Below are 21,709 nucleotides of genomic sequence, written 5' to 3'. Positions count from 1 at the left end.
TAGGTGCAGGAAGCTTGATGTAAATTTTCAATTTATTTCGTCCATCACCCAACATCCATCATCCAACAAAAAAAAGAAATGATTAACGAAACAGAATATTGGCAAAAAGTAGAACAATTTTTCATTGAAAATTTTGACACTGAAAAAAATGCACCGATAGAAACCTATTTGTTTCTTATTGGTCTTCAGGAATTAGGAAGCGGGAAACAGAAATACACAAAAGATGATAAAGTAAACCTGATTCACATTGCAGTGTGCAGACTGTTAGAACCTTTTGGATATTATAAATTTTCGCATTATGATGATGACGGATATCCCCATTTTACTCAGCTGGAAGAACTTCCCGAGCTAAGACCTAATGAACAGCAAATTCTGATGAAAAAAGCAATCATTCAGTATTTTCAGGATGAAGAGCTAATTTGAGAATTAGATAATTTGAAAATCAATTATAAAAAAATGGAGAGTACATTTACTTTCCATTTTTCTTTATACATTTTGCAATTTAATTTTCAAATTAGCATACTCTCAAATTTTCAATTACTGAAAATTTCTTCCAGCTGGTTCAAACCCATTTTAAAACCTTCTTCAAAACCCATCTCCAACTGTTTTTTCATATCTTCTTCTGACTGAAAATGCATATTGACAGAAACTTTCGTTCCTTCTTCTACTCCTGTAAAACCAATAAGCCATTGGGTTTGCGGAAAATTTTTATCGATATTCCCGTTTTCATCGCAGAAAGCATCAATCCCATCAAAACTTCTGTGCTCATTGATTTCTCCGTATTTTACAAGAGAAAAAACTTTCTCACCTTTCGGTCCGTTCATTGAGTAAAGCCAGACTCCACCTTCTTCAAAATTCAGATTTTCAGTCTCACATTTCCAGGGTTTTGGAGCCCACCACAGGTCTAAAAGTTCTGGTTTTGTAAAATAATTCCACACTTTGGATACATCAGCATTATAAATTTTCATTACATAGATGCTTTTCGATTCGAAATCCTGATTAAATACAATTTTTGAGTTCATAACAAATGGTTTTTAGTTAATAAATATCGTAGTTTCATTAAGAAAAGTGGTCACAGTTTATAATAAAATGTTAAAAAGACTATTTTTAAGAAAAAATATACAATATTTTGGCGTGTTTTTTGTTTACCAAATCTTAAAATGTTTAATTTTAACATTCACAATTTTAATTTTCTTATTCAATGAACAACAAATTCATCCCGATAATCTCGGTCTTTATGACAATTTCGCTTATTGTCTTTGTCACACTGCAGTTTTATTGGCTTAAAAATTATTACGTTGCATTGGAACAGGAATTTTCCAACAAAGTTTATTCCGCTTTGGAAAATACTTCAAAAAACATTGCTGAAATTGAAGTAGATAAACTTTTTAATGAAAATTACGCAAATTTAAGAGATAATGTAAAAGCAAATAAAGATAAGCCATCTCTTACAACAATTCAGCAGACTCAGGATTCCGGAACTCAGAAATCTATTGTTTATTATCGAAATATTATTGAGACAACCCAGCTTCCCATTTCAAAAAGAGGCGATTCTCTTCTTTTAACGAAAATGTACACTGATGATGCAGCATATAAAATTAAAAGAGATACTTCTCAACGTGAACTTTTAACGACAGAAATCAATCAGGATATTGAAAGTGGTGATTATAATTTTAAAGAATTCCTAAAGGTAAATGGAAATAACTTACCCTTAACTAAGCGAGTTGATCCTACAGTTCTTGATTCTGTGATTACCAAAGAACTCAGAATGAAAGGCATTACTGCAGAATTCGGATATGGAATAACAGACAAAAACAATAAGCTGACGAATATTGTTAATAAGGTTTTTAAGGAGAAAAAAGATACCAATTCTTATTCTTATCCTTTATTCACAGACACAAAAGACCGTACTTTATATACACTGGCTTTAGTTTTTCCTAAAAAAGAATATTCTTTAGCGATGAATAACTGGCCTATGCTTTTAGGAACATTTCTTTCATTGTTGACGATTTTGGGAATTTACATCATTTCCATTAATTATATGATGAGGCAGAAAAAACTGGCGGAAGTGAAAACTGATTTCATCAACAATATGTCACATGAGTTCAAAACACCTTTAGCAACCATTTCGGTAGCTACAGATTCTTTGGCAAATGATAAAATTGCGACCAATCCTGATAAGGTTAAATATTATTCAAACCTCATCAAACAGGAAAACTTGAGGATGAAAAAACAGGTTGAGAATGTTCTTAATATGTCTAAACTTGAACGAAATGAGGTAGAACTCTTCCTTAAAGAAACCAATGTGAGGGAATTAATTAAAAAGACAACAGAATCTTTCAACCTTATCATTCAGCAGCGAAACGGAATATTGACGGAGGAGTTCAATGCAACCCATTATATTTTTAAGATTGATGAATTCCATATTTCAAATATGCTTGTCAACCTTTTGGATAATGCTAATAAATACTCACCGGAAACACCGGAAATCAGCATTAAAACCAAAAATGAAGGAAACTGGTACGTATTGGAGATTGCAGATAAAGGAATGGGAATGGAAACCCAGAACAAAACCAAGATTTTTGAAAAATTCTTCCGGGAAGAAACCGGGAATATTCACAATGTGAAAGGACAAGGCTTGGGGCTTTCTTACGTTAAGAAAATTGTAGAGCTTCACAAAGGACAGATTATTGTAGAATCGCAAAAAGATCAGGGAAGCAAATTCATTATCAAGCTTCCGATGGCATAAAATTTTAAGCAAATAATAAATATAAAACATATGAGCAACAGAATATTATTAGTAGAAGATGACCAGAGTTTCGGTGCAGTACTGAAAGATTATCTTACCATAAACAACTTTGAAGTTACGCTTGCGGTAGACGGAGAACAGGGTTTGAAAGAATTTACAGAAAACGAATTCGACATCTGTATTTTCGATGTCATGATGCCGAAAAAAGACGGATTTTCATTGGCAGAAGACGTGAAAAAAATCGATAAAAACACACCGATTATTTTCCTTACGGCAAGAAATATGAGAGAAGACATCCTGAAAGGTTATCAGTTGGGAGCAGACGATTATATTACAAAACCGTTTGATACAGAATTACTTTTATACAAAATCAAGGCAATTCTTCAGAGAAGCTCTACTTTAGAAAATGAGGAGCAGGAGCAATTCAAAATCAGCAATATTTTCTTCGATTCTATGTTGAGACAGTTGAGAGTAGGTGATAATGAATACAAACTTTCGCCAAAAGAAAATGAACTTTTAAAATTACTTTGTCTTCACAGAAATGATTTTATGCCTAGAGATTTAGCATTGAGAAAAATCTGGAAAAAAGAAAACTATTTCACCGCAAGAAGTATGGATGTTTACATTGCTAAACTTAGAAAACTTCTTAAAGATGATGAAGGATTAGAGATCATCAATGTTCACGGTGAAGGTTTCAGACTTTTAGTGAAAAACTAAAAAGAATATTATACATTCAAACAAAATTCAAAAATTAGCAAAACAATACAAAATGTTTTGCTAATTTTGTTTTTTATGAAGAAAATTAATATGAAAAATTTACTTTTAGGACTTCTTGCAACTTCACTTGTTGCTGTTTCATGTAAAAAAGACGAAAAACCAACATATTTAAAAGACGATGCCGGAACTCAGCCTAACGTTGCGATCAACACTCCCAAAGCTTCATTAATTGATCAGGCAGGAATAACATCAAACGTTCAGGCAGGATCTACGATGGTTACCTCATCGGGAATGAATCCGCCTCACGGACAACCTGGCCACCGATGTGATATTCCTGTAGGACAACCTTTGAATGGAGCTCCTGCTCCTGCAAACACACAAAACATTCAGGTAAACGGAAATGCTCCGATCCAGATCGATCCAAATTCTATGAGTCCCGGAACAGTAACCACAACAAGCACTGCAACTCCTCAAAAAACAGCTCCCGGAATGAATCCGCCACACGGACAGCCGGGTCACAGATGCGATATTCCTGTCGGACAGCCTTTAAATAGCAAACCTGCAGCACAACCTGCCCCTCAAAATGTTCAGGTACAAGCGCCGCAACCAACTCCTACTCCGCAACCAGCAGTGGCCAATACTGGTCCGAAGCCAAAGCTTAATCCTGCTCATGGCGAACCTTGGCATGATTGTGCTAAACAAGTTGGAGCTCCACTTTAAATATTTTTTGTAAATTTGCCTCGTGAAGCCAATACAAATTTTAGTCATTATCTTTTGTCTGGGAATTTTTCTGATTCCTAAGGATAATTTCTATGCCCAGGCTTCACAGGAAAACTGCTGCAAAACAGAATCGAATATCAATTCGTGCTGTGAAAAAGATCACAGCGATCACAATTCACAAGACAGCAAAAAAGACCACAAATCATGCAATGACGACTGTTGCTCGTTCTGTATGACCTGCCATACTTTTGTTGAAAATCATTTTGCAAAAGACAACTTTTGGCAAATTTCCTCTTTCGAAAATATTCTAAAAATACAGGTTCAGTACTCTGATCCTTACATTTCAAACGGTTTAAAAGAAATCTGGCAACCGCCAAAACTAGGTTAATTAAACAAAATGCAGCAATGTATAAGTTGAACAATCTACCATTGGTTGTTAAACTTTTACATGATTAGCTTGTTACTTTAAATTCAATTAATCTAAATTTTTAAACAAAATGAAATTATATATTACCAAGATTATTCTTGGAACATTATTCCTGTTAAATACATTTATATCTGCTCAAACCCTTTCCAAAAATCAGTTTCAGGTAAAAGGAAACTGCGAGATGTGTAAAGACAGAATAGAAACTGCGGCAAAAAATGCAGGAGCGAAATCAGCAAACTATTCTATTGATTCCCAAACTCTGACTATAGAAACTGTCGACGATAAATCAGCAGATATTATTCTTAAAAAAGTAGCGGAAGCGGGGCATGACAATGAAAAGTTCAAAGCATCAGACGAAACGTACGATAAACTTCCGGGATGTTGTCATTATGAAAGAGATTCTAAAACGGTCTCAACAATTGAAAATCATGACCAACATCAAAAAAATGAGAATGAATTTTATGTAAAAGGAAACTGCGGTTCTTGTAAAGCCAGAATTGAAAAAGCAGCAAAAGAGTCCGGAGCAGATTTTGCAGAATGGAATGCAGAAAAACAAACAGTTACTTTAAAATTTGATACTGTAAAAACTTCTGCCGACAAGATTTTAAAGAAAATTGCAGATGTCGGTCATGACAATGAAAAATTCAAAGCACCGGATTCGGTTTACAAAAATCTTCCCGGTTGTTGTCTTTATGACAGAGAAATTGGGTTTGGTGAAAAAAATCCAAAAGTGCATTATGAAGAAGAAACAAAAAAGGAAGATCATAGCAAGCACAATCATGACAGTGAAGAAGATCATTCAGCAAATGAAAATTCCGGAGAAAAAAACATTGAACAGGTAAATATTATAGGTTCAAAAGCGGCTACTTCAATCAGTAAGAAAGATGCAGGGCTGATTTTTAATATTGATAAAAAAGAGCTATTAAAAGCGGCATGCTGTAATTTATCTGAAAGTTTTGAAACGAACGCAACCGTTGATGTATCTTTCAGCAATGCGGTAACCGGAACAAAACAACTGAAAATGTTAGGTTTGGATCAAAAATATACAAGCTTAACCAAAGAATTGTTACCTGAAATCCGAGGACTGGCTTCAGCATATGGATTAAACTTTATTCCCGGAAGATGGATTGAAAGCATTCAATTAACAAAAGGTGGAAGTACAGTGACAAACGGATACGAAAGTATTACCGGGCAAATCAATACCGAATTAATCAAGCATGCTGAAAAATCTGAAACTTCATTAAACCTTTTTGCAGATTTTAATGGTAGAGCCGAAGCCAATATTACCCACGTAGAGCCTATTAATGACCATTGGACGCAAACATTTCTGCTTCACGGTAACGGAACCTTCGGAGATACTGACATGAATGATGACACTTTTCTTGACAGACCAAAAGGAACTCAGATCAATGCTGCTTACTTGTTAAATTTTAATGACTTGGAGCATTCCGGGTTTGGTTCGCACTTCGGAATTAACTTTTTAAAAGACGAAAGGACTTCGGGGCAAATCGGATTTGATAAAAATTTAAGCCAGAAAGAGCAGTCACTTTACGGTGTCGGAATTGATATTTCAAGGTTTCAGGTATGGAATAAAACAGGATATGTTTTCAAAGGAAAACCTTACCAGAGTTTAGGCTGGATGAACCAATATGTTTATCATCAGCAGGACAGCTTTTTCGGCTTAAGAAATTATGCAGGAAAACAGCATACTTATTATTCCAACTTGATTTTTGAGAGTATTTTAGGAAATACTAATCATAAGTACAAAGCCGGAGCAAGCTTCATGTATGACGGTTATGAAGAAGATTATTTAACCAATAATTTTAAAAGAAACGAAATCGTTCCCGGAGCTTTTGCAGAATATACTTTAACAGGTTTAAAATATACTTTGGTTACCGGAGCAAGAGTTGATTTCCACAATTTGGCAGGAACTCAGTTTACACCAAGGTTGAACTTTAAATATGATTTTACACCACAGACTATTTTGAGACTTTCAGCAGGAAGAGGTTTCAGAACAGCCAATGTTTTTGCGGAAAGTCAGCAATATTTTGCATCGAACCGCTCGATTCAGGTTTTGCAAAATGGTGGTAATATTTATGGTTTAAAACCCGAAGTTGCCTGGAATTATGGAGCAAGTTTACAACAGGAATTCAAACTTTTCGGAAGAAAATCTACGATTGTTGCTGACTTTTTCAGAACAGATTTCCAGGATCAGGTCTTGGTGGATTTAGATCGCTCACCTCAGCAACTGACTTTCTATAATCTGGATGGAAAATCTTTCGCTAATTCTTTCCAAACGCAGTGGGATTTTACGCCATTCAAAAATTTTGAAGTAAGATTAGCGTATAAATATTACGATGTTCAGGCGGATTATCTGGATGGAAGACGTGAAGTTCCTTTTATGGCGAAGAACAGAGGTTTTGTAAATCTAGCCTACTCTACCAACAAAAATAATAAAGGAGGATTCTGGAGCTTTGATACGACTTTGAATTTAGTTGGAAAACAAAGACTTCCGAATACTTCAACCAATCCGGCAGAATTTCAATTACCAACCTATTCTGAGTCTTACGCTGTGTTGAATGCACAGATTTCAAGGAATTTTAATCAAAAAATAAGAGCGTATCTTGGTGGGGAAAACCTAACTTCTTACTATCAGAAAAATGCGATTGTAGATTTTAAAAATCCTTTCGGAAATTATTTTGATGGCGGAATGGTGTATGCGCCGATTATGAAAGCTAATCTTTATGTTGGATTGGATGTAACATTTTAAGTTTGAGAGCTTGAGTGATTTTCAAATGATTTCATTCTCAAATTTTCAAATTAAAAAGCATGGTTTCCAATAATTTAATAATTGGGAATCGTGCTTTTTTGTATCTTTAACATAAAGTAAATGAATGTCACAGCCGCTTATTTTCGAAGACAATTATAAGAAACTGGGTTTGGAAAATTTTTCAGAAAAAAATCTGGAAACAATTAACGGAAACAAATTTAAATATGATATTAAAGTATTCTTTGTTCCGGCAAACTATGAACTTTCTGTAGACTTCAATCACTTTACCACAACCAAACCTACTTTATTTTTCCTGACCAATCAGCATTTAAAAATTGAAACAGGAAAAGAAAATGCAACACTTTTATATTATAACCGCGATTTTTATTGTATTCAAATTCATGATAAGGAAGTGGCTTGTGACGGACTGCTTTTTCATAATGTTTTTGAAATTCCTTTTTAGAGCTTGATGAAGAAGAAAGTTTCATCATTAAAAGTTTATTTCAAAGTATCAGAGACGAGCTGGAATGGAAAGATTCTTCCGCTGAAGAAATGATCCGAACTTACGTGAAACAAATCATCATCCGCGCCACAAGAAAATGGAAAAAACAAAATCTCGATAATGACGAGATAAAAATTCCAAGCAATGAACTCGACGTTTTCCGCGATTTCAGCCGACATCTGGAAATTCATTTCAGACAAAAACATAATGTAGCCGATTATGCAGACCTGCTTCATATGGCTCCGAAAACATTAACCCATAAATTCAAAAGTTTAAATCTTGAATCCCCAAATCAGTTTATCATCAACAGAATTCTACTGGAAGCCAAAAGACTTTTATTTTATACCGATAAACCTGTGAAAGAGATTGCTTATGATTTAGGTTATGAGGATCCGGCTTATTTTAACCGCCTTTTTACCAATAAAATCGGAAGCACTCCCACCAATTTCAAGAAAAATTACACTTCGGGAAAAAAGTACAATATTTAATCCTTTTTATCTAATGCTTTGGAATAATATCTGCCATACATTTGTAACATCAAAACAAAACAACATTAAACAATTAAATACAAAAAATTATGAAACGCAACGCAACAGCCGTTTGGAACGGTAACATCAAAGAAGGGAACGGACACATCACTACTCAAAGTACAACTTTAAACCAAACTCAATATTCTTTCAACAGCCGTTTTGCAGATGGTGTAGGAACAAATCCTGAAGAATTATTGGCAGCCGCTCATGCAGGATGTTTCACCATGAAATTGAGCGCAGAACTTTCCCAGGCTGGTTATACTCCTGAAGAACTGACTACAAAATCGGTAATCACTTTAGATCCGAACATCGGAAAAATTACAAAGTCTGAATTGACATTAACGGCAAAAGTTCCTGGAATTTCAGAAGAAGAGTTTCAAAAGTATGCTAAAATCGCTGAAGAAGGTTGTCCCGTAAGTGCGGCATTCAACTTTGAAATTACTTTGGAAGCTACTTTGGCTAACTAAGAATTTAAAGTACAAAGTTTGTCATTCCGGTAGAAATCTAAGCAAAAATCTTTACAATTATATTTCTAATAATTCTTCCTAAATTCCTACAGAATGACAAAACTAATGGATAAAATAATGATGAAGCAATCATCAATAGGAACGGGCTAAAGCCCGTTTTTTCATTAAACACATTCAATTGCCTTCAGCCAAAAACTTTAAAAACCAAGATTCAGTTATTAATCTTAATGTTTTAATTCAATAGATTCAACAAATAATATTGAATTTAAAATAAAATATACCGAACGGTATATTTTGTATATTTGTATCATAATTAATTGATAAAATGTCAAAAGCAGAAAAGACAAAACAATTTATTATCGAGAAAACAGCGACTTTGTTCAACAGCAAAGGCTATCTTGCGACGACATTATCTGATATTTCTCAGGCAACAGGTTTGACGAAGGGAAGCATTTATGGAAATTTTGCCAATAAAGATGAATTAGCCATTGAAGTTTATAAATACAATTCGAGCTTATTAAGCAAAAATATGTCACGTTCTTTCAGTGATGAATTTCCGAAAACTCTAGACAAACTTCATGCTTTTGTTGATTTCTACAAAAAAAACTGGCGTTCAGTTTTTTCAAACGGAGGTTGCCCGTTATTGAATGCGGCGACAGAATCCGATGATACATTTCCAAATCTTCAACATCAGGTGAAAAAATCTTTTGAAGAATGGGCAGGAAAGGTTTCTGCAGTTATTATTCAAGGTCAGAAAAATGGAGAATTAAATGGAAAAGCAAATGCAGAAGAATATGCATCTATTTTCATTATGCTTCTTGAAGGCGGAATTCTATTATCCAAAACAACGGGAGATGAGAAATTTTTAAACCTTGCTTTAAACAAAATCACTCAGATGATTGATAATGAATTAAATATTCTTCCATCATAAACTTCACAATTATGGAAACAAAAAAAGTGGCAATTGTAGGATACAACAGAATTCCGTTTGCCAGAATGAACACCGCTTACGCAGACAAAGGAAACCAGGATTTACTGCTTTCCGCGCTCAATGGATTAATCAACAACTATAATCTTAAAGGAAAGCTTTTAGGCGAAGTTGCCGGAGGAGCAACAATCAAACACATTTCCGAGAGCAATCTCATCAGGGAAACTGTTATGAACACTTCTCTCGATCCTGGAACTCCTGCGTGTGATTTGCAACAAGCTTGCGACACAGGAATTGAAGCCGCTGTTTACATTGGAAATAAAATTGCTTTAGGTCAAATTGAAAGCGGGATTGCTTGTGGCGTTGAAGCAATGAGCAATATCCCTTTTGAAACTTCATCAAGATTAAGAAAAGCTTTAATAAAAGCCAATAAAGAAAAATCTGTTTTTGGAAAAATAAAACAATTATTAAGTCCAAAATTAAAAGATTGGATGCCGATTCCCTATAAAGGACAAGAACCAAAAACTGGTCTGGTCATGGGCGGACACACAGAAATTACGGCAAAACATTATCAGATTTCACGAGAAGAACAGGATGAACTGGCTTTTAAAAGTCATCAAAATATGGCAAAAGCTTATGACGAAGGTTTTTTTGATGATATGATTACACCCGCTTTTGGTTTAGATAAAGACAATAATCTTCGCCGAGACACAAGTTTAGAGAAATTAGCCACATTAAAACCCGCTTTTGATAAACAAAACGGCACATTGACAGCCGGAAATTCAACACCATTTACCGATGGGGCATCTGCAGTTTTATTGGCAAGTGAAGAATGGGCAAAAGCGAATAATTTACCGATTTTAGCCTATATTACCTTTTCCGAGGTTGCAGGAATTGAATATGTTGAAAATCAACAAAATTTATTACTTGCTCCCGTTTTTGCCGCCGACAGAATGTTGAAAAAAGCAGAAATGAATTTGGAAGATTTTGATTATTATGAAATCCATGAAGCTTTTGCTGCACAGGTTTTAGCAACTTTAAAAATCTGGGAAAATGATGATTTGGCTAAAAAATTCGGACTGGAAAAAGCATTAGGAAAAGTCGACAGAAATAAATTAAATGTAAAAGGCGGAAGTCTTGCCGTTGCACATCCTTTCGCAGCAACTGGCGGAAGAATCATCGGAACATTAGCGAAAATTTTACACGAAAAAGGAAGCGGAAAAGGATTCATTTCCATTTGTGCCGCTCGTGGACAAGGGGTAACGATGATTTTAGAAAAATAAAAATATGGATAGAATAGCACAACTAAAGAAATTTATAGGGAAAGAATTTACGGAGTCTCCGTCGCCTTTTATGAAATGGCTCAACCCGATCGTTGTTTCTGTGGAAGAAGGTCAGTTGGAATTTCAATATACCGTAAGGCCGGAATGGCTGAATCCCATGGGAAATCTTCACGGCGGAGTTACTGCCGCGATTTTCGACGATGTAATTGGAGCCACCATGTTTTCTTTAAATGAAAAAACTTTCATCGTAACCGTAAATAATAGCATCGATTATTTTTCAACTGCAAAAGAAAATGATAATATTGTAGCCGAAACTAAAATCATCAAAAGAGGGAAGCAATTTGTAAACGCGCAATGCGAAATCTGGAACGCAGACAAAACACGCTTAATCGCTAGAGGAACCTCTAATTTATTCAAAATCAACAATTAAATGAAAAGAGTTGTCATTACAGGTCTTGGCGCAGTGACGCCTTTGGGAAATACAGTCGAAGAATTTTGGCAAAACAGCATCAATGGAGTGAGTGGTGCCAATAAAATAACTCATTTCGATACAGAAAAATTTAAAGTGCATTTTGCCTGTGAGGTTAAAAATTTTGATCCGAAACTTCATTTAACGCATAATGAAATCAAAAGAAGTGATCTTTTTTCACAATATGCTATGTATTCTACAGCAGAAGCTTTGAAAGATTCGGGGCTGGAGCTGGAAACTATGGATCCGTTTGATATTGGTGTAATCTGGGGAACAGGACAGGGCGGAATGATCACTTTCGAAAATGAAGTGAATGATTTTGCAAAAGGAGACGGAACTCCGCGGTTCAATCCGTTTTTCGTTCCTAAATTCATTGCAAATATGGCTTCAGGAATGATTTCCATGAAATATGGGCTTCAGGGAATTAATTACACTACGATTTCTGCCTGTGCAACAGGAAATACTGCTTTGATGGATGCCTTCAATTATATTCGTCTTGGAAAAGCGAAAGTAATTATCAGCGGAGGTTCGGAAGCCGCGATTACAGAAGCTTCTATCGGAGGTTTCTCGAGTATGAAAGCGATGTCTACAAGAAATGATGATTTTGGAACGGCAAGCCGACCTTACGATGCTGACAGAGACGGTTTTGTTATGGGTGAAGGAGCAGGTTCTTTAATTTTGGAAGAATACGAACATGCAAAGGGAAGAGGTGCAAAAATCTATGCAGAATTGGTAGGAGCAGCGATGACAGCCGATGCGTATCACATGACTGCACCTCATCCAGACGGAGTCGGAGCAATAAAAGCGATGCAATTGGCTTTAAAAGAAGCCGAAATTAATGTAGAAGACATTGACTACATCAATCCTCATGCAACCTCTACTCCATTGGGAGATTTGGTTGAATTGAATGGAATCACGAAATTATTTAAAGGAAATAAAAATCTCGACATCAGTGCTACAAAGTCCATGACCGGGCATTTGCTAGGTGCTGCTGGAGCTGCAGAAGCGATTCTTTCGATTAAAGCGATTGAAAACGGAATTATTCCGCCAACGATTAATCTTCATAAAATAGATGAAAATATTCCTAAAGATATCAATATTGTTTTTGGGGAAGCAAAGGAAAAGAATATCAATTTTGCCTTAAGTAATGCTTTCGGATTTGGAGGGCATAATGCGACTTTGGTTTTTAAGAAGTTTTCTTAATCTCTTAAATTTAAAATAAATATCTCGCAGATTTAACTGATAACGCAGATTTATTATATACGCAAACATCTGGTAAATCAGCATAATCTGCGGGAGAAAAATATAGATTCTTCCTTCGTCAGAATGACAATCCAGATGGAAATTCTCAAAAAATTCAGTACAAATAAAAAAAAGCAGTCATCGACTGCTTTTCGTTTTATGCTTCTTTCAACCATTCCGAAGATGAAAGATAATTCTGATCGGGATAATAAATAAAAAGAACATTCTTCCCTTTGATTGTATTGATAATCGGTTCAGCTAAAGCTCTCGGAACAGCAGGACACCCCCAGCTTCTTCCGATTCTTTTGTGAGCTGCGGCAAATTCTTCACTTACATAATCTGCGCCATGCATTACAACCGCTCTTTGTAAAGCCGCATCATTAAAACCTTTGTCCATACCTAAAAGTTTCAGTGAATATCCGTTACCACCTTCGTATGTTACATCCGTAACATAGAAACCAAGGCTACTTTGGTAAGAACTTTCTGTATTAGAAAAATTCATTGCAAATTCTTCTCCTGTATTTTTCCCATGAGCAACCAGTGAGTTGAACAAAACTTTTTTCTCATTCATATCGATTACCCAAAGCCTTTTGGTATTGGATGACATTGAGAAATCACAAACCGTTAGTAAATGTGCGCTTTCATCTAATTTTCCCGCTTTTTTAAGATTATTAAATCCTAAAATTGCTTTAGAAAAAACATCAAAATTAAGCTTATGATCTGTTTCGAATAATATAGAATTGTAAAGTTCTTCAGAAGAACTCATTTCTTTGGTATCTTTTTTGGATGTACTGACAGCAACGGTTTTTGTTTCATTTGAGATGGTAACATCTTTTTTCAATTCGGTTTTTTCACCAGAAAAATGGAAAGAAGTCGTGACCATATAAACAATGCCCAATAGGCTATAAAATCCTTTCATAAATATTATGTTAAATTCAAATTGCGGTTACAAATTTATAAAATCATAATTATCAACATGTTAAATATGAAAAAGTTTAACTCAATTTAAGAAACTTTAACTCACCCTATTTCAATTTTCTGAATCAGGAACAAATTCCAGACTTACAGAATTCATACAGTATCTTGCGCCGGTCGGAGCCGGTCCGTCATTAAAAACATGGCCCAAATGAGAATCACAACGCTTGCAAACAACTTCAATTCTTTCCATACCGTGAGATGAATCACGGTGATACGCTACTCCATTTTTATCGGCTTCAAAAAAGCTTGGCCAACCGCAGCTGCTCATAAATTTTTGGTTAGAACGGAAAAGATGATTACCACAAACCGCACAGTAATATTCTCCCAATTCATCAAACTCATTATATTTTCCAGTAAAAGGTCTTTCGGTCGCTGCTTCTCTTGCAATAGCATATAAGTCTGGAGAAAGAATTTTGAACCATTCGTCATTGGAAACATTTAGTTTTGTACTGTCAGTTCTTGAGTAATATGGATTATTTTTTGCTTCGTTTTGCATAGAATTTTGTTTAAAACAGATTAAGTATTGAAAAATTTAACCACAAAAGTCACAAAAGTTTAAATTTCTTAAAAATGAGAGATCACAAAATGTAAAATTATTGTAAACTTTTCAGATGAATTTTTTCAACTTAAATTTTCAATGCAATTCTTTTGTGACTTTTGTGGTTAAAACAAACAACCAAATTTAGTAAATTTGAGAATATGAATGACGAATCGAAACGAAAACAGCTTAGAAAATATAAAGCTTTTGCCACAGGACTTTTTGTTTTGATGGCGATTATATTTATTGTAACTACTATTCTTCAAAAAACTCATGAGTCACATTGGATTGGTTATGTTCGAGCATTTTCCGAAGCTGCAATGGTCGGGGCTTTAGCAGATTGGTTTGCAGTGACTGCACTTTTCCGTCATCCGCTTGGCTTACCGATTCCGCACACCAATCTTATTGAAAACAGTAAACAAAAACTCGGTGACAACCTGGGAAACTTCGTGGTTTCTAATTTTCTTTCACCTCAAACCATTCGTCCTTATATTCAGAAGCTTAAAATTTCAGGGTTTGTGGGAGAATGGCTTGGAAAGGAGAAAAATCAGGAAGTTTTAATTAAAAATTTATCTGATATCATTCTAGATATTCTAAATAAACTCGATGATTCTGAAGTAAGTCATTTTATAAGCAACAAGGTCTCTGAAATGACCGATAACATTAAACTCAATGCTATTCTCGGAAATGGAATCAACTATCTTTTAGACAAAAACGACCATCAGAAAATCATTACCAATCTTTCAAAACAGATCAAAGATTATATTATCGAAAACGATGAAATGATTCAGGATAGAGTAAAGAAAGGGAGTTATTCTTTTATTCCTTCATTTGTTGATAATAAGATTGCCGATAAAATTGCGAGCGGACTTTCAGATTTTTTTAAAGAAGTTGAAGAAGATCCGAATCACGAAATCCGCGATTTAATTACCAAAAAAATCTATGAATTTTCCCATGATTTAAAAGAAGATCCGAAATGGAATGACGAGTTTAAAACCATTAAAAATGACCTTTTAAAAAATGATAAATTAGCTGAATATTCAACAGACATCTGGACTTCCATTAAAAAAACACTGATGGAAGAACTTCAAAATGATGATTCTACGTTAAAAATATATCTCTCAAAAAATCTGAATGAATTTTCTCAAAATTTAAAAACCGACGAAAATCTTCAAAATAAAATCGATCATTGGGTGAGAGTGACTGCTTATAAATACATTTTAAGAAACACACATCAAGCTTCAACATTAATAAGCTCGACTGTTGGAAATTGGCAGGGAAAAGAGTTGAGCCAGAAACTGGAACTGGAAGTTGGAAAAGATTTACAATTTATTCGTGTGAACGGAACTTTAGTCGGTGGATTGGTTGGGCTAATTATTTATACGATTTCGCATTTTTTCATTTAAGATAATCTCACGCAGATTGGGCAAATTTAGCAGATAAATTAACTTTAAATCTGCCATATCTGCTAAATCAGCGAGACAAAAAAAGCAAAACCTCATCGATTTTGCTTTCCAATATGTTTTAAATAAAAATTATCTAGAAATTCTACTTGCTCTGGTCAAAATCTCCTGATTAATATCGTTTATTAATTGCGGACCCTCGTAAATAAACCCGGTATAAAGCTGAACCAAACTTGCACCTGCATCCAGTTTTTCAATCGCATCTTTTGCAGAATGAATTCCGCCAACTCCAATAATCGGGAATGCTCTGTTGCTTTTATCCGAAAGATATTTAATCATTTTTGTACTTCTCTCACGAATAGGTTTTCCGCTTAAGCCACCGTTTCCGATTTGTTCTAAAACTTCCGGCGATGTTTTCAGACCTTCTCTGTTTACCGATGTATTTGAAACTACAATGCCATCAATTTTTGTTTCAGCAATCAGTTCAATAATTTCATCTAATTGATTGTTATTCAAATCCGGAGCAATTTTTAATAAAATTGGTTTTTGTACAGACTTTGATTGGTTGATTTTCTTTACTTCTGTAATTAGTTCTCTCAAATATTCGACATCTTCCAGTTTTGCGTGGCTTCCAACGTTTGGACAGCTTACATTCAGAACGAAATAATCTACGTAAGGATGCAGACCGTCGAAACAATCCAGGTAATCCTGTGTATAATTTTCCGGCGTTGTATTGGTATTTTTTCCGATGTTTCCGCCAATGATAATTTTTCCTTTGTTGCCTTTCAGTTTTTCAATTGCGGCTTCCAAACCTTCATTGTTGAAACCCATTCTATTGATGATTCCGCCATCTTCAATTAAACGGAACAATCTTTTCTTAGGATTTCCAGCCTGAGCTTTTGGCGTTACCGTTCCGATTTCCACAAATCCGAAGCCTAAGTCGCCTAATTCGTTAAATAAAACCGCATTTTTATCAAAACCGGCAGCCAACCCTACAGGATTTTTAAATTTTAAGCCGAAAACTTCTCTTTCAAGACGCTTGTCAACAAGAGGTTTTGGAAGGAATAATTTTGTAAGAAACCCGAAATTTTTGAGCATTGAAAAAGTAAAGTGGTGTACTTCTTCGGGATCAAATTTGAAAAGAATCGGGCGAATGAGCGATTTGTACATTGAAAAAAAGTTTTACAAAAATACTCATTTTAAAATTAATGGTTTATTGATGTGTGATAGTTTTTATAAAACACAAGTTTCACAAATGTTTTCGCCAATGAACACAAATCTTGCTTGATCTGTTAAATCAAAGAGGTATTTCCAGAGTTTGTCATTCTGCAGGAATCTAAGCTCGAATTATTTATATCATATCTAATACTATGTTTAGATGCTTTCAGCATGACCAACTGTATACTGATGGAAATTAAGAATAAGCACTCAAATCGAAATTCAAAATATTTCCCACCCTTTTAAAATCATCATCTATCGCAGCATTTACCGTAATTTTCTCGTTAGAAACAGGATGATTAAAACTCAATTGATGCGCATGAAGCGTCATTTTGTTGACGCCAAATGTTTGAAGCCATAATTTATTCTGTTTGTTGCAACCATGTTTTCGGCAGCCTAAAATTGGATGCAAAATATGTTTAAAATGCTTTCTCAACTGATGAAATCGTCCCGTTTCAGGGATAGCTTCTACCAAACAATATCTCGAGGTCTGATGTTTTAAAAAAGGTAAATCTATTTCTGATGTCTGCAAACGACGGTAATACGTAATTGCATTCTGCTTGACTTCATTTTCATTCACCAAATCATAGTCGATCGTTTCTTCTTCTTTTGCCCAACCCCGGAGAATGGCGATGTATTTTTTTTCAACCAGTTTTTCCTCAAATTGAGTGCTCATCATTCTCAGTGTATCTTTATCTAAAGTGAACAACAAGACACCCGAAGTTTTTCGATCTAATCGATGTACCGGATAAACTTTCTGCCCGATCTGCTTTCTCAATTCCTGGATGGCATATGTATCGGCTTCTCCGGAATAAAAAGATTTGTGAACCAACAATCCGCTGGGTTTGTTGATGGCAATTAAATGTTCGTCCTGATAAAGAATTTCTAACATTTTGCAAAACTAAATATAATTAGTTCTACAACTCTCTTTTAAAAGTATAAATAATACCATAAAAAGTTCCTCCATAATCTCTGCTTTCTGCAGTTACCAATTCCCAGCCCTCATTTCCATGCTGGTTTAAAACTTTATCAATTTCAGCTGGTTCATATCTGGTTCCCCAAAATCCTTTAGGTTCAATAATCACTGTTTTATACTCGAATCTTTTTTTCATAATGATTTTTAATTTTAAAAGTACAATAAATTCTATGAGTTTAAATCTAACGGGTTTTTGATTTGCGCAGATTGAGGCTAAATTTAAATTATGCTAAACCTCATAGGTTTTTGAAACCTATGAGGTTTATTTTTATTTAACGCACTTCTGTCAATAGCCCTGATTGCAGCGGCATCCTTTTGTGATGAGGAACGAAGAGCAAAAGATATAGCGGAAAGCAGGTTCCTGGCTACTAAAAATCTGCAACGCAAAAACTTCCAGCATCCCGCTTCCTACTTCCTGCTTTTTCACTATTTTTGCAGTCAAGACGAAAAATTTATGGCAAAGCAAGAAGATGTTTTCAAGAAAGTGATTTCTCACGCTAAAGAATATGGTTTTATTTTCCCTTCGAGTGAGATTTACGATGGTTTATCTGCAGTTTATGACTACGGACAAAACGGTGCAGAACTGAAAAATAATATCAAACAATACTGGTGGAAAGCGATGGTACAGCTTAACGAAAATATTGTGGGTATTGATTCGGCAATTCTGATGCACCCTACAACTTGGAAAGCTTCAGGCCACGTTGATGCATTCAACGATCCTTTGATTGACAATAAAGATTCTAAAAAACGTTTCAGAGCAGATGTTTTGGTGGAAGACTATTGTGCAAAAATTGAAGATAAAGAGAACAAGGAAATCGAAAAAGCAGCGAAAAGATTTGGGGAGGCTTTTGATAAAGAACAGTTTGTTGCAACGAATCCGAAAATTTTGGAATACAGAGCAAAAAGAGAACAAATTCTTTCAAGGTTGGCAAAATCTCTTGAAAAAGAAGACCTTGCCGATGTAAAAGCTTTAATTGAAGAATTAGAAATCGCTGATCCTGACACCGGTTCGAAAAACTGGACGGAAGTAAGACAATTCAACTTAATGTTCGGAACTAAATTGGGTGCTTCTGCAGATTCTGCGATGGATCTTTATTTGAGACCGGAAACTGCTCAGGGTATTTTCGTTAACTTTTTAAATGTTCAGAAAACATCCCGTCACAGACTTCCTTTCGGTATCGCACAAATCGGTAAAGCATTTAGAAATGAAATTGTTGCAAGACAGTTTATTTTCAGAATGCGTGAATTCGAACAAATGGAAATGCAATTTTTTGTAGCTCCGGGAACTGAACTTGAATTCTACGAACAGTGGAAACAAAAACGTCTGAACTGGCATAAAGCGTTAGGTTTAGGTGATGAAAATTACAGATTCCACGATCATGAGAAATTGGCGCACTATGCAAATGCTGCAGCTGATATTGAGTTTAATTTCCCGTTTGGATTTAAAGAACTGGAAGGTATCCACTCAAGAACGGATTTCGATTTAAAAGCGCATGAAGAATTCTCAGGAAGAAAACTTCAGTTCTTCGACCCTGAAAGAAATGAAAACTATGTTCCTTATGTGGTGGAAACTTCTGTAGGTTTAGATCGATTATTCCTTTCTATATTCTCTCATTGTTTAAAAGACGAGACGTTAGAAGACGGTTCAGAAAGAACAGTTTTATCTTTACCACCAGCTTTAGCACCAATTAAAGCGGCGATTCTTCCGTTAATGAAGAAAGACGGTTTGGCAGAATATGCAGAAAATATTTTCAATGATTTAAAATACGATTTCAATTTATTCTACGAAGAAAAAGATGCGATAGGAAAACGTTACAGAAGACAGGATGCGATAGGTACACCATATTGTATCACCATCGACCACGATTCTTTGACAGATCACACTGTGACGATCAGAGACAGAGATACCATGGTTCAGGAAAGAGTTCCTGTTTCGGAATTGAGAAGAATAATCGATGAGAAAACAAGTTTCAGAAATTTACTTTCTAAAATATAGATCGAAAGCCTTGAGAAATCAGGGCTTTTTTGTTGTTTAATTATTTCTTAAGTTTTGGCTAAAGCCAATCTGCAAACATTTTTATTAGAGCGGACTAAAGTCCGCCCCTATTGAATAAATCTCGAGAAAAATGCAACCTAAAATATTTTCTTCGGCATATTTAAACTATCCTTTAATTCATTACATTTGGATTCAAATAATAACTATGAAGAAAATCTCTCTTTTAATGTTTGGATTTATCCAGACATTTGCTTTTTCCCAAACTCAGGATTTAGCCTCTTTAGCTTCAGGACAAAACATCGGAATGAATGCACTTTTTGACACCAAAGACAATTTATATGGCTATGTTTCGATGTATTCTTTAGGCAAAACCGATAAAAAAACTCAGAAATTCGAATATGTACTTTTAGATAAAAACCTTAACCAGGTTGCCAATAAAGAATTCGAGGCGAATATGTTGGTCGCTAATTATCACGGATATGTAGATTTTAAAGGTCAGATTATTCTGCAGCCTTCCGATTTTAATTATTTGCAGGCTTTGGCTAAAGATGCAACACGACCTGTTTCTATGGTTATTGATCCTAAAACCAATACGATAAAGCCGAAAGTTTATTATGATTACCAGGAAAACGGAACTTTCGTAGAAATTACACAGCCAAAATCATTTAAAGAAGAAAGAAAAGAAACCCGTGCGGAGAAAAAAGACAAAGGATACAACTATCTTTCTTCCGTAGCAGAAATTAAAGAAGGCGGTTATCTTGCAATAGAACTGAATGATTACGGAAAATACGTCAATAAAAACAGCCTGATCAGATTTGATGAAAACAAGAAGCAAATGTGGCGATACAGCTACAATACTGACGGAAGCAAAAAGGTATTTTCAGACCTTACTATTCTTGAAAGAGACGAAAATTTTCTTTACGGAATTCTGAGAAAAGTAAATGACGACGACAAGACTTTCTCGGTTCTTGTCATTGACATGAAGACCGGAAAAGAAGTTTCTAATAAGCCATTAACCGGACTTTCCCCTGAAACCATCTACAATATTGACGCTTTATATTCAAGCGGTCGAAAAATTGATAATGATAAAACGTTCGATGACAAAGTTGTTTATTTAGGCAGAAATTACGAAAAAGGAGATAAAGGTTTTGCCCGTTTGATGCTTGATAAGAAAAGTTATAATGTAGATTTGAAAACAATCAGTTACAAACCCGACCTTTCAGCTCATATTCCTAAGCTCAGTGCAGACGGAGGTGTAGAAAACGGATATTTTCTCCAGACAAAAGACGTCTATTTTATGAGTGACGGAAGTGTCGGAATTCTGTCTGAAAAATTCAAGCCTGAAGGACAATACAGCGCTCCTAAAACGACGGATTTAGTTTATATTAATACTGATAAAGATTTTAAAGTAAAAGATGTTCAGGTTTTTGAAAAAGCAAAATCAAAATGGGTAAACAGCGATTATCTATTTTCACAATATCTGAATGACGGAAAAGATGTTGTATTTTTCTTCAGAGATTATCAAAAAGATCAGGTAACCAAAGAAAAAAAATGGAATCTCTTCATCAATACCGTTGTTGACGGAAAATTCAAGCAGGAAGTTATTCCTATTTCTGAGAAAGACAATTACACCGTTATTCCTTATGTTGCCAAAGAAGGATTTATTCTTTTGAGAGAAATAAACGAAAAAGAAAAGTTCAATAAGGTTCGTTTGGAAAGACTGAATTATTAATTAAAACTAAAATTGAAGCATAAAAAAGTCTAGCAGATTTGAAATTTGTTAGGCTTTTTTCTTT

Annotated in this window: 22 protein-coding genes; 16 read left to right on the top strand and 6 right to left on the bottom strand. The window is 34.9% G+C overall.

Annotated elements, in window-relative coordinates; translation table 11 throughout:
• Nucleotides 1-78: 78 nt before the first annotated feature.
• Nucleotides 79-423, top strand: a complete 345-nt coding sequence (locus tag BM371_RS07570; RefSeq protein ID WP_034677850.1) for a hypothetical protein — start codon at nucleotides 79-81, stop codon at nucleotides 421-423.
• A gap of 110 nt (nucleotides 424-533) precedes the next feature.
• Here BM371_RS07570 and BM371_RS07565 read toward each other — a convergent pair whose 3' ends face one another.
• Nucleotides 534-1,022 carry an SRPBCC family protein gene (locus BM371_RS07565; RefSeq protein ID WP_034677849.1) on the bottom strand — a complete coding sequence of 163 codons (489 nt, stop codon included), beginning with the start codon at nucleotides 1,020-1,022 and terminating at the stop codon, nucleotides 534-536.
• Between the two features lie 179 nt (nucleotides 1,023-1,201).
• On the opposite strand from BM371_RS07565, the gene BM371_RS07560 reads away from it, so the two are divergent.
• The 12 genes from BM371_RS07560 to fabF all read left to right on the top strand — a co-directional run bounded on the left by BM371_RS07560 (nucleotide 1,202) and on the right by fabF (nucleotide 12,765).
• On the top strand, nucleotides 1,202-2,749 hold the full coding sequence (locus BM371_RS07560) for a sensor histidine kinase (RefSeq protein ID WP_034677848.1): 1,548 nt from the start codon (nucleotides 1,202-1,204) through the stop codon (nucleotides 2,747-2,749).
• Nucleotides 2,750-2,779: 30 nt separating this feature from the next.
• Nucleotides 2,780-3,466 carry a response regulator transcription factor gene (locus tag BM371_RS07555; protein WP_034677847.1) on the top strand — a complete coding sequence of 229 codons (687 nt, stop codon included), beginning with the start codon at nucleotides 2,780-2,782 and terminating at the stop codon, nucleotides 3,464-3,466.
• 90 nt (nucleotides 3,467-3,556) lie between these two features.
• Nucleotides 3,557-4,186, top strand: a complete 630-nt coding sequence (locus BM371_RS21030) for a hypothetical protein (RefSeq protein ID WP_034678283.1) — start codon at nucleotides 3,557-3,559, stop codon at nucleotides 4,184-4,186.
• Between the two features lie 22 nt (nucleotides 4,187-4,208).
• Complete coding sequence (locus BM371_RS07545) at nucleotides 4,209-4,574, top strand: hypothetical protein (protein ID WP_034677845.1); 366 nt, start codon at nucleotides 4,209-4,211, stop codon at nucleotides 4,572-4,574.
• Between the two features lie 109 nt (nucleotides 4,575-4,683).
• A complete protein-coding gene (locus tag BM371_RS07540; RefSeq protein ID WP_034677844.1) occupies nucleotides 4,684-7,383 on the top strand; it encodes a TonB-dependent receptor domain-containing protein in 2,700 nt (899 codons plus the stop codon).
• A 124-nt stretch (nucleotides 7,384-7,507) separates the two neighbouring features.
• A complete protein-coding gene (locus tag BM371_RS20700; protein ID WP_228376782.1) occupies nucleotides 7,508-7,846 on the top strand; it encodes a hypothetical protein in 339 nt (112 codons plus the stop codon).
• A gap of 89 nt (nucleotides 7,847-7,935) precedes the next feature.
• On the top strand, nucleotides 7,936-8,373 hold the full coding sequence (locus BM371_RS20695; RefSeq protein ID WP_228376779.1) for a helix-turn-helix domain-containing protein: 438 nt from the start codon (nucleotides 7,936-7,938) through the stop codon (nucleotides 8,371-8,373).
• Nucleotides 8,374-8,462: 89 nt separating this feature from the next.
• Entirely contained in the window at nucleotides 8,463-8,882 is a 420-nt protein-coding gene (locus BM371_RS07530) for an OsmC family protein (RefSeq protein WP_034677843.1), read from the top strand.
• Nucleotides 8,883-9,207: 325 nt separating this feature from the next.
• Complete coding sequence (locus BM371_RS07525) at nucleotides 9,208-9,813, top strand: TetR/AcrR family transcriptional regulator (RefSeq protein WP_034677842.1); 606 nt, start codon at nucleotides 9,208-9,210, stop codon at nucleotides 9,811-9,813.
• Between the two features lie 11 nt (nucleotides 9,814-9,824).
• Nucleotides 9,825-11,093 (top strand): acetyl-CoA C-acetyltransferase, encoded by a 1,269-nt coding sequence (locus BM371_RS07520; RefSeq protein WP_034677841.1) that lies wholly within the window; start codon nucleotides 9,825-9,827, stop codon nucleotides 11,091-11,093.
• Nucleotides 11,094-11,097: 4 nt separating this feature from the next.
• Nucleotides 11,098-11,523: a PaaI family thioesterase gene (locus BM371_RS07515; RefSeq protein WP_034677840.1), complete on the top strand. Its 426-nt coding sequence runs from the start codon at nucleotides 11,098-11,100 to the stop codon at nucleotides 11,521-11,523.
• Nucleotides 11,524-12,765 carry a beta-ketoacyl-ACP synthase II gene (gene fabF / locus BM371_RS07510; RefSeq protein ID WP_034677839.1) on the top strand — a complete coding sequence of 414 codons (1,242 nt, stop codon included), beginning with the start codon at nucleotides 11,524-11,526 and terminating at the stop codon, nucleotides 12,763-12,765. It begins immediately after the preceding gene.
• A gap of 196 nt (nucleotides 12,766-12,961) precedes the next feature.
• Here fabF and BM371_RS07505 read toward each other — a convergent pair whose 3' ends face one another.
• Together BM371_RS07505 and msrB are read right to left on the bottom strand one after the other, a co-directional pair.
• The gene (locus BM371_RS07505) at nucleotides 12,962-13,723 is read right to left on the bottom strand and encodes a murein L,D-transpeptidase catalytic domain family protein (protein ID WP_034677838.1); all 762 of its coding nucleotides are present in this window, start codon (nucleotides 13,721-13,723) and stop codon (nucleotides 12,962-12,964) included.
• Nucleotides 13,724-13,834: 111 nt separating this feature from the next.
• Nucleotides 13,835-14,278 carry a peptide-methionine (R)-S-oxide reductase MsrB gene (gene msrB, locus BM371_RS07500; RefSeq protein WP_034677837.1) on the bottom strand — a complete coding sequence of 148 codons (444 nt, stop codon included), beginning with the start codon at nucleotides 14,276-14,278 and terminating at the stop codon, nucleotides 13,835-13,837.
• 203 nt (nucleotides 14,279-14,481) lie between these two features.
• On the opposite strand from msrB, the gene BM371_RS07495 reads away from it, so the two are divergent.
• The gene (locus tag BM371_RS07495; protein WP_034677835.1) at nucleotides 14,482-15,726 is read left to right on the top strand and encodes a DUF445 domain-containing protein; all 1,245 of its coding nucleotides are present in this window, start codon (nucleotides 14,482-14,484) and stop codon (nucleotides 15,724-15,726) included.
• Between the two features lie 129 nt (nucleotides 15,727-15,855).
• On the opposite strand, the gene BM371_RS07490 is transcribed toward BM371_RS07495, so the two are convergent.
• From BM371_RS07490 to BM371_RS07480, 3 genes are all read right to left on the bottom strand, one after another.
• Nucleotides 15,856-16,893, bottom strand: a complete 1,038-nt coding sequence (locus BM371_RS07490; protein ID WP_034677834.1) for a quinone-dependent dihydroorotate dehydrogenase — start codon at nucleotides 16,891-16,893, stop codon at nucleotides 15,856-15,858.
• 244 nt (nucleotides 16,894-17,137) lie between these two features.
• Nucleotides 17,138-17,833: a pseudouridine synthase gene (locus BM371_RS07485; protein ID WP_034677832.1), complete on the bottom strand. Its 696-nt coding sequence runs from the start codon at nucleotides 17,831-17,833 to the stop codon at nucleotides 17,138-17,140.
• A 25-nt stretch (nucleotides 17,834-17,858) separates the two neighbouring features.
• A complete protein-coding gene (locus tag BM371_RS07480) occupies nucleotides 17,859-18,053 on the bottom strand; it encodes a DUF4177 domain-containing protein (RefSeq protein WP_034677831.1) in 195 nt (64 codons plus the stop codon).
• 318 nt (nucleotides 18,054-18,371) lie between these two features.
• On the opposite strand from BM371_RS07480, the gene BM371_RS07475 reads away from it, so the two are divergent.
• Complete coding sequence (locus BM371_RS07475) at nucleotides 18,372-19,913, top strand: glycine--tRNA ligase (RefSeq protein WP_034677830.1); 1,542 nt, start codon at nucleotides 18,372-18,374, stop codon at nucleotides 19,911-19,913.
• 205 nt (nucleotides 19,914-20,118) lie between these two features.
• Entirely contained in the window at nucleotides 20,119-21,645 is a 1,527-nt protein-coding gene (locus BM371_RS07470) for a hypothetical protein (protein ID WP_034677829.1), read from the top strand.
• Nucleotides 21,646-21,709: the final 64 nt, after the last annotated feature.

The organism is Chryseobacterium formosense (assembly GCF_900116415.1).
Taxonomy (GTDB): domain Bacteria; phylum Bacteroidota; class Bacteroidia; order Flavobacteriales; family Weeksellaceae; genus Chryseobacterium; species Chryseobacterium formosense.
The sequence above is the reverse complement of the archived record's forward strand: the minus strand, read 5'-3'. Positions and strand labels throughout refer to the sequence as shown.

Bases quoted from the DNA above. Each gene is read 5' to 3' on its own strand.
- BM371_RS07570 (WP_034677850.1), top strand. From the start codon at position 79: ATGATTAACGAAACAGAATATTGGCAAAAAGTAGAACAATTTTTCATT.
- BM371_RS07565 (WP_034677849.1), bottom strand. From the start codon at position 1,022: ATGAACTCAAAAATTGTATTTAATCAGGATTTCGAATCGAAAAGCATC.
- BM371_RS07560 (WP_034677848.1), top strand. From the start codon at position 1,202: ATGAACAACAAATTCATCCCGATAATCTCGGTCTTTATGACAATTTCG.
- BM371_RS07555 (WP_034677847.1), top strand. From the start codon at position 2,780: ATGAGCAACAGAATATTATTAGTAGAAGATGACCAGAGTTTCGGTGCA.
- BM371_RS21030 (WP_034678283.1), top strand. From the start codon at position 3,557: ATGAAAAATTTACTTTTAGGACTTCTTGCAACTTCACTTGTTGCTGTT.
- BM371_RS07540 (WP_034677844.1), top strand. From the start codon at position 4,684: ATGAAATTATATATTACCAAGATTATTCTTGGAACATTATTCCTGTTA.
- BM371_RS20700 (WP_228376782.1), top strand. From the start codon at position 7,508: ATGTCACAGCCGCTTATTTTCGAAGACAATTATAAGAAACTGGGTTTG.
- BM371_RS20695 (WP_228376779.1), top strand. From the start codon at position 7,936: ATGATCCGAACTTACGTGAAACAAATCATCATCCGCGCCACAAGAAAA.
- BM371_RS07530 (WP_034677843.1), top strand. From the start codon at position 8,463: ATGAAACGCAACGCAACAGCCGTTTGGAACGGTAACATCAAAGAAGGG.
- BM371_RS07525 (WP_034677842.1), top strand. From the start codon at position 9,208: ATGTCAAAAGCAGAAAAGACAAAACAATTTATTATCGAGAAAACAGCG.
- BM371_RS07520 (WP_034677841.1), top strand. From the start codon at position 9,825: ATGGAAACAAAAAAAGTGGCAATTGTAGGATACAACAGAATTCCGTTT.
- BM371_RS07515 (WP_034677840.1), top strand. From the start codon at position 11,098: ATGGATAGAATAGCACAACTAAAGAAATTTATAGGGAAAGAATTTACG.
- fabF (WP_034677839.1), top strand. From the start codon at position 11,524: ATGAAAAGAGTTGTCATTACAGGTCTTGGCGCAGTGACGCCTTTGGGA.
- BM371_RS07505 (WP_034677838.1), bottom strand. From the start codon at position 13,723: ATGAAAGGATTTTATAGCCTATTGGGCATTGTTTATATGGTCACGACT.
- msrB (WP_034677837.1), bottom strand. From the start codon at position 14,278: ATGCAAAACGAAGCAAAAAATAATCCATATTACTCAAGAACTGACAGT.
- BM371_RS07495 (WP_034677835.1), top strand. From the start codon at position 14,482: ATGAATGACGAATCGAAACGAAAACAGCTTAGAAAATATAAAGCTTTT.
- BM371_RS07490 (WP_034677834.1), bottom strand. From the start codon at position 16,893: ATGTACAAATCGCTCATTCGCCCGATTCTTTTCAAATTTGATCCCGAA.
- BM371_RS07485 (WP_034677832.1), bottom strand. From the start codon at position 17,833: ATGTTAGAAATTCTTTATCAGGACGAACATTTAATTGCCATCAACAAA.
- BM371_RS07480 (WP_034677831.1), bottom strand. From the start codon at position 18,053: ATGAAAAAAAGATTCGAGTATAAAACAGTGATTATTGAACCTAAAGGA.
- BM371_RS07475 (WP_034677830.1), top strand. From the start codon at position 18,372: ATGGCAAAGCAAGAAGATGTTTTCAAGAAAGTGATTTCTCACGCTAAA.
- BM371_RS07470 (WP_034677829.1), top strand. From the start codon at position 20,119: ATGAAGAAAATCTCTCTTTTAATGTTTGGATTTATCCAGACATTTGCT.